Source organism: Mesorhizobium sp. P2_A12 (assembly GCF_056405075.1).
Genome location: NZ_JBFUCU010000089.1, coordinates 1 through 641 on the forward strand (window position 1 = coordinate 1; position 641 = coordinate 641).

The 641-nt window shown below is 57.7% G+C and carries 1 protein-coding gene; it reads left to right on the forward strand.

Features of this window, described 5'->3' with window-relative positions; genetic code table 11:
• On the forward strand, positions 1 to 641 hold a 641-nt coding region (locus AC1DZU_RS35630), incomplete at both ends, for a calcium-binding protein (RefSeq protein ID WP_477292143.1).

Here is a 641-nt window from a genome sequence, read left to right on the forward strand (position 1 = left end):
GTCGACGAGAGCACCGCCGGCGCCAACGGCACCGATGTCGTCAATGGCTATGTCTCGATCAACCTTGGCGATGGCAACCACTTCAAGGGCAATATCGAGAACGTCGCGCTGCGCAGTGCTGCCTCGATCAACGCCACAGGCAATAGCCTGGCAAACATCATCACCGGCAACAGTGGCAACAACATCATCAACGGAATGGGCGGCGCCGATACGATGAGTGGCAGCACCGGCAACGACACCTACTATGTCGACAATGCCGGCGATCACGTGATCGAAGCTAGTGGCCAGGGCACTGACACGGTCAACAGCACGATTTCCTTCGATCTCTCAGGCCAGGAACTGGAAAACCTGACACTGATCGGCGCAGCAAACATCAACGGAACTGGCAATTCCCTCGCCAACGTTCTCAATGGCAACGCTGGCGTCAACACGCTGATCGGCCTTGAAGGCAACGACACACTGGATGGCAAGGGTGGTGCCGACACGATGCAGGGCGGCATCGGCAACGACACCTACTATGTCGACAATGCCGGCGATCTCGTCGACGAGAGCACCGCCGGCGCCAACGGCACCGATGTCGTCAATGGCTATGTCTCGATCAACCTTGGCGATGGCAACCACTTCAAGGGCAATATCGAGAA